Annotated in this window: 6 protein-coding genes, 1 rRNA gene and 1 pseudogene; 7 read left to right on the forward strand and 1 reads right to left on the reverse strand. The window is 63.3% G+C overall.

Features of this window, described 5'->3' with window-relative positions:
- Nucleotide 1: 1 nt before the first annotated feature.
- The 7 genes and pseudogenes from PAQ31011_RS19000 (at nucleotide 2) to aac(6') (ending at nucleotide 7,744) form a co-directional block, all read left to right on the forward strand.
- Nucleotides 2-883: an ABC transporter permease gene (locus PAQ31011_RS19000; protein ID WP_425495120.1), complete on the forward strand. Its 882-nt coding sequence runs from the start codon at nucleotides 2-4 to the stop codon at nucleotides 881-883.
- Nucleotides 884-891: 8 nt separating this feature from the next.
- Nucleotides 892-1,902, forward strand: a complete 1,011-nt coding sequence (locus PAQ31011_RS19005; RefSeq protein WP_246179656.1) for an ABC transporter ATP-binding protein — start codon at nucleotides 892-894, stop codon at nucleotides 1,900-1,902.
- 68 nt (nucleotides 1,903-1,970) lie between these two features.
- Nucleotides 1,971-2,969, forward strand: a complete 999-nt coding sequence (locus PAQ31011_RS19010) for an ABC transporter ATP-binding protein (protein ID WP_150577305.1) — start codon at nucleotides 1,971-1,973, stop codon at nucleotides 2,967-2,969.
- Between the two features lie 69 nt (nucleotides 2,970-3,038).
- Entirely contained in the window at nucleotides 3,039-4,619 is a 1,581-nt protein-coding gene (locus PAQ31011_RS19015) for an ABC transporter substrate-binding protein (protein WP_150577271.1), read from the forward strand.
- A gap of 14 nt (nucleotides 4,620-4,633) precedes the next feature.
- Nucleotides 4,634-6,013: an acyl-CoA thioesterase/bile acid-CoA:amino acid N-acyltransferase family protein gene (locus tag PAQ31011_RS19020; protein WP_246179657.1), complete on the forward strand. Its 1,380-nt coding sequence runs from the start codon at nucleotides 4,634-4,636 to the stop codon at nucleotides 6,011-6,013.
- A pseudogene (locus PAQ31011_RS27020) lies at nucleotides 6,010-7,142 on the forward strand (CMD domain-containing protein). The gene PAQ31011_RS19020 and the pseudogene PAQ31011_RS27020 overlap by 4 nt, the downstream one beginning before the upstream one ends.
- A gap of 134 nt (nucleotides 7,143-7,276) precedes the next feature.
- A complete protein-coding gene (gene aac(6'), locus PAQ31011_RS19035; protein ID WP_150577274.1) occupies nucleotides 7,277-7,744 on the forward strand; it encodes an aminoglycoside 6'-N-acetyltransferase in 468 nt (155 codons plus the stop codon).
- Between the two features lie 273 nt (nucleotides 7,745-8,017).
- Here aac(6') and rrf read toward each other — a convergent pair.
- Nucleotides 8,018-8,130, reverse strand: a 5S ribosomal RNA gene (gene rrf, locus PAQ31011_RS19040).
- Nucleotides 8,131-8,319: the final 189 nt, after the last annotated feature.

Below are 8,319 nucleotides of genomic sequence, written 5' to 3' on the forward strand. Positions count from 1 at the left end.
GATGCGTCGCGAATCGCCCTGGCAGCAGGGCCTGCGCGAATTCCTGCGCTCGAAGAGCGCCGTGCTCGGCCTCGTCGTGCTGGTGGTGCTGGTGGTCGCCGCCCTCGCCGCACCGTGGATCTCGCCGCAGAATCCGTACGACCTCGGACAGCTCGACGTGATGGATGCGCGTCTGCCGCCCGGCACCGCCAACGGTGCTGCCACGTACACGTACTGGCTCGGCACCGACGGTCAGGGGCGCGACCTGCTCTCCGGCATCATCTACGGGCTGCGTATCAGTCTGGGCGTGGGCATCGGCTCGGCACTCGTCGCCGGTATTCTCGGCACGATCCTCGGCCTGATCGCCGCCTACGCCGGCGGACGTGTCGATGCGTTCATCATGCGTCTGGTCGACCTGCTGCTGTCGTTCCCGTCGATTCTCGTCGCGCTGATGATCCTCGCCTACGTGGGCAAAGGCATCGGCAACGTGGTGCTCACGCTCGTCGTGCTCGAATGGGCCTACTTCGCGCGCACCGCGCGGGGACAGGCGCTGGTCGAGTCACGTCGCGAGTATGTCGAAGCCGCGCGTTGCCAGGCGATTCCGAACTGGCGCATCGTGCTCGGTCACATTCTGCCGAACTGCCTGCCGCCGCTGATCGTCGTCGGCTCGTTGCAAGTGGCGCGCGCCATCACGCTCGAAGCCACGCTGTCGTTCCTCGGACTCGGTGTGCCGGTGACGGAGCCGTCGCTCGGCCTGCTCATCGCCAATGGCTATCAGACGATGCTCTCCGGCGACTACTGGATCAGTCTGTATCCGGGGTTGGCGTTGCTCGTCACCGTCGTCGCCATCAATCTCGTGGGCGACCGCCTGCGCGACGTGTTCAATCCAAGGTTGCAGAAATGAGCGGCGCAGTGACTTCATCCCCCTCGTCCACCAGCGCACCGCTCACGCTGGAAGTGCGTCATCTGCGCACGCAGTTCATCACGCGCGCCGGTACGCTTCCCGCCGTGGACGACGTCTCGTTCTCGCTGCCGCCGGGTCACATCATGGGGCTCGTCGGCGAGTCCGGCTCGGGCAAGTCGGTGACGGGTTTCTCGATCATGGGACTCGTCGATGCACCGGGCCGCATCGTCGGCGGCGAAGTGCTGTTCCAGGGGCGCGACCTCACCAAGATGTCCGCCGCCGAATTGCGTCACCTGCAAGGCAATCGCATCGCGATGATCTTTCAGGACCCGATGATGACGCTCAACCCCGTGCTGCGCGTCGACGTGCAGATGATCGAGGCGGTACGCGCGCATCAGAAGATGTCGAAGTCGCAGGCGCGCGATCTTGCACGCGACACGCTCGGCATGATGGGCATTCCCAGCCCGGACGAACGTCTGCGCGCGTATCCGCATCAACTCTCGGGCGGCATGCGTCAACGCGTGGCGATTGCCATCGCTATGCTGCACCGCCCGGATCTGATCATTGCGGACGAACCGACCACGGCGCTCGACGTCACGATTCAGGCGCAGATCCTCTCTGAAGTGCAGAAGCTGGCGCGTCAGAACGGCACCGCGCTCATCTGGATTACGCACGATCTGTCGGTCGTCGCAGGCCTGGCCGATACGCTCGCTGTGATGTACGCCGGACGCATCGTCGAACAGGGCGCGGTCGACGCCGTCCTCGACGCACCGCAACACCCATACACCGCGGGTCTCATCGGCAGCCTGCCGAGTCTGAACAAACGCGGCCAGCGTCTGCGGCAGATCCCCGGCATGACGCCGAATCTGACGAACATGCCGGCGGGATGCGCATTCGCGTCGCGCTGCGCGTATGCGACGGCGGTCTGCGGCGAGCGTCCCGAGATGACGCAAACGTCGCCGGGCCGCCTCGTGCGTTGCTTCCACCCGGGCGCAGCGCTGCAAAAGGAGATGGTATGAACACGCCGCTGCCGCAAAGTCAGCCGGCCACCGCCGGATTCGGCAAATCGGTCAGCCCCAGCGCCACGCTGCCTGCGCCTATCGTGGCGCTGCGCGGGGTGAGCAAGCGCTTCGGCGAGCGTCACGTCGGTCCGGCGGGACGCCTGCTGGAGCGCGCCGGTCTGGCGCATCCGCCCGCTGTCGTGCGTGCGGTCGACAACGTCGATCTCATCGTCAAGCCGGGTGAAGTCGTCGGTCTCGTGGGCGAGTCGGGCTGCGGCAAGTCCACGCTCGGACGCATGCTCGCAGGATTGCTCAAACCGTCTTCCGGCGAAGTGCAGATTCACGGACGTCCGGCCGAGGCATTGTCGGCCGACGAGCAACGCGATGCGCGTCTGAAGATTCAGATGATCTTTCAGGATCCGTACGCCAGTCTGAACCCGCGACTGCGCATCGACCGCATCGTCGGCGAAGGCGCGCTCGTGCACGGGCTGACGGATCGCGCCGGGTTCGACGATTACGTGAGCGCGCAGTTGCAACGCGCGGGCCTCGATCCGGCGCTGCGTCATCGTTATCCGCATCAGTTCAGCGGCGGGCAGCGTCAGCGTATCGGCATCGCCCGCGCGCTGGCAGTGAATCCCGATCTGCTCGTGTGCGACGAAGCGGTCGCCGCGCTCGACGTCTCGATTCAGGCGCAGATTCTGAATCTGTTCATGGACCTGCGCGAACAACTGCGTCTGACATACGTGTTCATCAGCCATGACCTCGGCGTGGTCGAGCATCTCTCGGATCGCGTGGTGATCATGTATCTCGGACGCATCGTCGAGAGCGCGCCGGTCGAAGAAGTCTTCCGCCGCCCGAACCATCCGTACACGCAGGCGCTGCTCGCCGAAATTCCGCGCATCGACGTGCGTCACAAGACGTTCTCCGCGATTCGCGGCGAAATCCCGAGCCCGATTGCGCCGCCGAGCGGATGTCACTTCCATCCGCGATGTCCGCACGCCATGCCGCGTTGCCGCACGGAGGTGCCGACGCTGCGCGGAGTGGCCATCAATCACGTCAGTGCGTGTCATCTGAACGACAACTGACACACAACGCACTGACAGATCACCGACAACTCACCTTAACGAATCACCAACGACCAGGATCGATTGATAATGAAACGCTTCTTGTTGTCCTCTCTGGCGGCTGCCCTGCTCGTGACGAGCGCAGCGGCCTCCGCACAAGCCAACTCATCGACGCTGCGCATCGCCTTTGCCGACCCGCTGTCGTCGCTCGACCCGCAGCTGAACAACCACGCGGGCGACCGCTCGGTGGATCTGCACTTCTGGGATCTGCTCGTCGAGAACAAGTGGAACAAGCTCCAGCCGGGCCTCGCCGTGTCGTGGAAGGCGCTCGACTCGAAGACGTGGGAATTCAAGCTGCGTCCGAACGTGAAGTGGCACGACGGTCAGGCGTTCACGGCGGCCGACGTCATCTATTCGTACCAGCGCGCACGTAACGTGCCGGGCAGCGTGGCGACCTTCGCCGGCTACCTGCGCACCATCGACACGATGAGCGCACCGGACCCGCTCACGCTCGTCGTCAAGACGAAGATCCCTAACCCGGACCTCCCGCTGAACCTCGCGTCGGTGCATATCGTCAGCAAGCACGTGGGTGAGAAGTCGAACACCGACGACTACAACGCCGGACGCGCCATGGTCGGTACCGGCCCGTTCAAGTACGTCTCCTACACGCCGGGCGACCGCGTGGAGATGGTGCGCAACGACAACTACTGGGGCGGCAAGTCGGAGTGGGAGAAGGTCGACTATCGCTACATCAACAACGGTGCGGCGCGTACGGCCGCGCTGCTGGCCGGTGACGTCGACGTGATCGACAAGGTCTCGGCGTCGGACATTCCGCGTCTGAAGAAGGCGCCGAACGTGACGGTGTATCCGTACCCAGGCCTGCGCGTGATGCTGCTGCAACCGACGTTCCGTGAAGGCACGAATCAGTACATCACCGATAACGCCGGCAAGCCGCTCGCGAAGAACCCGCTGCTCGACGTGCGTGTGCGTCGCGCGCTGTCGCTCGCCATCAACCGTGAGGCCATCGTCTCGCGCATCATGCAGGGCACGGCCAGCGTGGCCAACCAGTGGATGCCCAAGGACACCTTCGGCTACAACCCGGACGTGAAGGACATTCCGTTCGACGCCGCGCAGGCCAAGAAGCTGCTGGCCGAGGCGGGCTTCCCGGAAGGCTTCAAGCTGACGATGCACGTACCGAACGACCGCTACCCGCAAGGGCCGGAGACGGCGCAGGCCGTGGCGCAGTTCTGGACGCGTATCGGCGTGAAGACGCAAGTGGAAGTGGTGCCCTGGGCGGTGTATTCGAGCCGCGCGAACAAGAACGAGTACGCCATGACGATGCTGGCATGGGGTAACGGCACGGGCGAAGCGAGCTACGCGCTCGTGAACGTGCTGGCGACCGTCGATGCCAAGAAGGGTCTGGGCGCTTCGAACTGGGGTCACTACAGCAACCCGGCCATCGACAAGGCACTCGACGCCTCGACCGCCGAGTTCGACGAAGGCAAGCGTGAAGCGATCCTGCGTCAGTCGGTGAAGGTCGAGACGGACGACGTCGGCACGATCCCGCTGTACCACTACCAGAACATCTGGGCCGCCCGTAAGGGCCTGAAGGTCACGCCGTTCACGAGCGATCGCACCGTCGCGATGCAAGTGACCAAGGCCGCGAAGTAAGGCGTCGACGCGTTATGACGTCATCGCTTACTTCATCTGCCGGCTCGGTGTCTGATGCGTCGACGTCGTCGCCGGTGTCCTCGCTGACGTTGACCGCGACGCCCGCCGACGCGCTGATCGATGTGCCGCGTCACCTCGTGGTGCGCGGTGCGACGCCCGGCGCGCACGTCACGCTGACCGCCCGCACCGCGCGGGCGGGCGGTGTGGTCTGGCATGCACATGCCACGTTTGTCGCCGATGCCGACGGTACCGTCGATGTGTCGCGCGACGCGCCCGTCAGCGGCAGCTATCAGGGCGTCTCCGCGATGGGCCTCGTCTGGTCGCAAGTGCCGGAGGACGGCAAGAGTCGCGACGTCTTCCCGCAACCGGTCATCGCGCCGCTGGTGACGACGGTGGTTGCGCAGGAAGGGGACGCCTCGCGGCACTCATCGGTCTCGTTCACGCAGCGGCTTGCCGCCGAAGGCGTGACGCGACGCGATGTGCGTGAGGACGGGCTCGTCGGCACGCTGTATCTGCCGCCGGGTGACGGGCCGCATCCCGCCGTCATGATCCTCAACGGGTCCGGTGGCGGGATCAACGAGCCGCGCGCTGCGCTGTATGCGTCGCATGGTTACGCGGCATTCGCCCTCGGTTACTTCAAGGGACCAGGGCTGCCCGACTACATCTCCAATACGCCGCTTGAGTACTTCAAGAAAGGCATGGACTGGTTTCGCCGTACGGTGCGCCCGGCCCATGACTTCGTGGCGCTCTCGGGGCAATCGCGAGGTGGCGAGCTGGTGCTGCTGCTGGGCGCGACGTTCCCTGACGCGGTTTCGGCCGTTATCGGCTATGTGCCAAGCGCGCTGATCCACAGTGCGCAGAATGCATGCGATCCGGCCATCGGCCGGGAAGGTCCAACCTGGCTGCTCGACGGCAAGCCGCTGCCGCACATCTGGGAAAACAACCGGACGGCGTCGTGGGCCCCCTTCGACGAAGGTCCACCGCCCCATCGTCACGCCAAGGCCATGCTGACGGCGCTCGACGACGCGGATGCGGTCGAGCGCGCCCGCATCCCTGTCGAGAAGATTCAGGGGCCGGTGATGTTGCTGTCAGCAGAGGACGATGGCTCGTGGCCATCGAGTCGCTATTCGCGGATGGTAACGGAGCGGCTCGCGGCGCATGCACATCCGCACGCCGTCGAGCATCTCGACTTCGACCGGGCGGGACACGCCATCGTGTTCCCGTTTGTGCCGACCACACAGCTCGTCTACGCCCATCCTGTCTCAGGCAAGATCAGCACCGGCGGCGGCGAGCCGGACGCCAATGCGATCGCCGACGAGCGTTCGTGGGCGGCGGTGCAAGCGTTCCTCGCGCAGGCTGTGGCCGAGCGCGCTCATTCACAAGGACAATCATGACCGTCAACACTCAATACGACATCGCCAACGATCTCGTCGACCGCGTCGCGGGTCTGACGCCGGGGACGGCCACGCATACGTTGCGTCATGCGCGCGACAAGGTGGCCGTCGCCACGCAAGGTAGCTACGACGGGCTGTTCGATCCGGCGCTCGAAGGTCTCTCGCTCGTAGAGCGCTTGCTCGTCGGGCTGTACGCAAGCCGGCTGACGCCCTCGCCCACGCTCGCTGCGCACTATCGCGCAGAGTTGGGCAAGCAGGATGTCGATCCGGCGCACCTGAAGGCTGCCGAATCGGGGTCGCCGGACGACGTGACGGATACGCGTCTGCGCGCGATTCTGACGTTCACGCGTACGCTGATCGAGAACCCGGTGGCGGGAGACAAGGCAGCGCTGCACAAGCTGCCAGCCGCGGGATTGACGACGCCGGCCATCGTCGCGCTGGCACAACTGATTGCGTTCCTGTCGTACCAGACGCGTCTGGTTGCAGGACTGCAAGCGCTCAAACAACTGGCTCCGCAGGAGGTGACGGCATGAGCGACATCATCCGTTCGCATGGATTTACCAATGAGTCGCTCGACTGGGACGCATGGCTCGATGTGGTCGAACTCGACAAGGCGACGCCGGACCAGGTAGCGGTGCTGGAAGAGAGTCATCCGAAGGCTAAGACGTCGGATTATTACCTCTTCCTCGTGCATCAGCCCGAGATCCTTCGTCAACGTTCCGCGGCGTTTAACGCCATCATGTACGCGCCGGGTGGCATGCCGCGCGCTGAGCGCGAGCTGTCGACGACGGTCGTCTCGCGTATCAATGGATGCGTGTATTGCGCGTCGGTACATGCGCAGCGATTCGAGCAACTGGCCAAGCGTAACGACGTCATCCGTGAAGTCTTCGACGAGCCGCGCACAGCCGGGACGACCGATCGTGAAAAGGCGATTGCGCAGTTCTCGATTGCACTGACGGAGACGCCGGGCGATGTGCATCCGGCGCAATTGCAGGCGCTGCGCGACGTCGGCCTGACCGACGCCGAGATCCTCGATCTGATCCACTCCATCGCCATCTTCGCGTGGGCTAACCGCCTGATGCTGAACCTCGGCGAACCGGTGTTTCCGGAGACCGGCGCAGCGGGTTAAGAGGCTGATACGCTAGCTCTGCGTCGAAATAAAAAACGCGCTGCCCGGATGATGGGTAGCGCGTTTTGTTTTGGGCGAAAGGGTGTCGCTCGTGGGTGTACGCTGGCTCGTCTGGATCAACGAGTACTTAAGCGATGACACGTACACAGTTCCACATCAAAAAGATCGCCTTGAATGACGTGACGTCTTGGCGCTCGCTGAGGGAAAAGCTATGGCCTCAGGCCAGCACTGAGGAGCATGACCAAGAAACGAAGGACATTTTGTCGCAACCGGAACGACATCTAGTCCTCATCGCGCAGTCAGCGGCGGGAGAGGGCATCGGATTCGCAGAGGCATCGATACGGCACGACTACGTCAACGGTTGCGACACATCCCCAGTCGTCTTTCTCGAGGGCATCTACGTGGTCCCTTCCGCGCGCCGTGATGGTGTGGCAAAAGCCTTGTGTAAGTCAGTTGAGCGATGGGGTCTGTCACACGGATGCGTGGAGTTCGCGTCCGACACGGATATCAACAATACCGACGCCCAGGCGATCCACCAAGCACTCGGGTTCTCGGAAATGGAGCGCGTCGTTGTCTATAAGAAGCGCTGCAAGCCCGATTGAACGACTTACGGCGGGGCAGTACCGATCACCTATGAAGAATGAGCAGCTGTCCGCGTCCTCGTAAGCGACTGTCTAAGCGCGGTTTAAGCGGACGACGAGTTGGATTCTGTGACGCCGATGAAAAGCGAAGCTAGCAGACAGACAGCGATGTCACATTGCTAGGTGCATGTCGCGGCTTAGCACGGTGTAAGCAGTGCTTCGAGGCCGGCATCAAAGTGTCCGGCCCAAAGCAAAAACCCCTTGCTACGTTGTAGCAAGGGGTTTTTTAGGGGAGCCTGACGATTACCTACTTTCACACGGGTATCCGCACTATCATCGGCGTGGAGTCGTTTCACGGTCCTGTTCGGGATGGGAAGGGGTGGTTCCAACTCGCTATGGTCATCAGGCTTAACTTGTATGTTCTGCTGGCTAGGCCAACAAAACCAATTCGGAAGAAGCGTAGTACAACAAATATTGTGGGTTGTGAGTGTATCGGCACATTGCGATACTCACACCAGGAAAACACACTGGTTATAGGATCAAGCCTTACGGGCAATTAGTATCAGTTAGCTTAACGCATTACTGCGCTTCCACAC

Origin of the sequence: Pandoraea aquatica (genome assembly GCF_902459565.1) — a bacterium.
GTDB classification, from domain to species: domain Bacteria; phylum Pseudomonadota; class Gammaproteobacteria; order Burkholderiales; family Burkholderiaceae; genus Pandoraea; species Pandoraea aquatica.

What these genes read in the sequence shown, in the direction of transcription:
- PAQ31011_RS19000 (WP_425495120.1), top strand. Translation starts at nt 2, where the DNA reads ATGCGTCGCGAATCGCCCTGGCAGCAGGGCCTGCGCGAATTCCTGCGC.
- PAQ31011_RS19015 (WP_150577271.1), top strand. Translation starts at nt 3,039, where the DNA reads ATGAAACGCTTCTTGTTGTCCTCTCTGGCGGCTGCCCTGCTCGTGACG.
- PAQ31011_RS19020 (WP_246179657.1), top strand. Translation starts at nt 4,634, where the DNA reads ATGACGTCATCGCTTACTTCATCTGCCGGCTCGGTGTCTGATGCGTCG.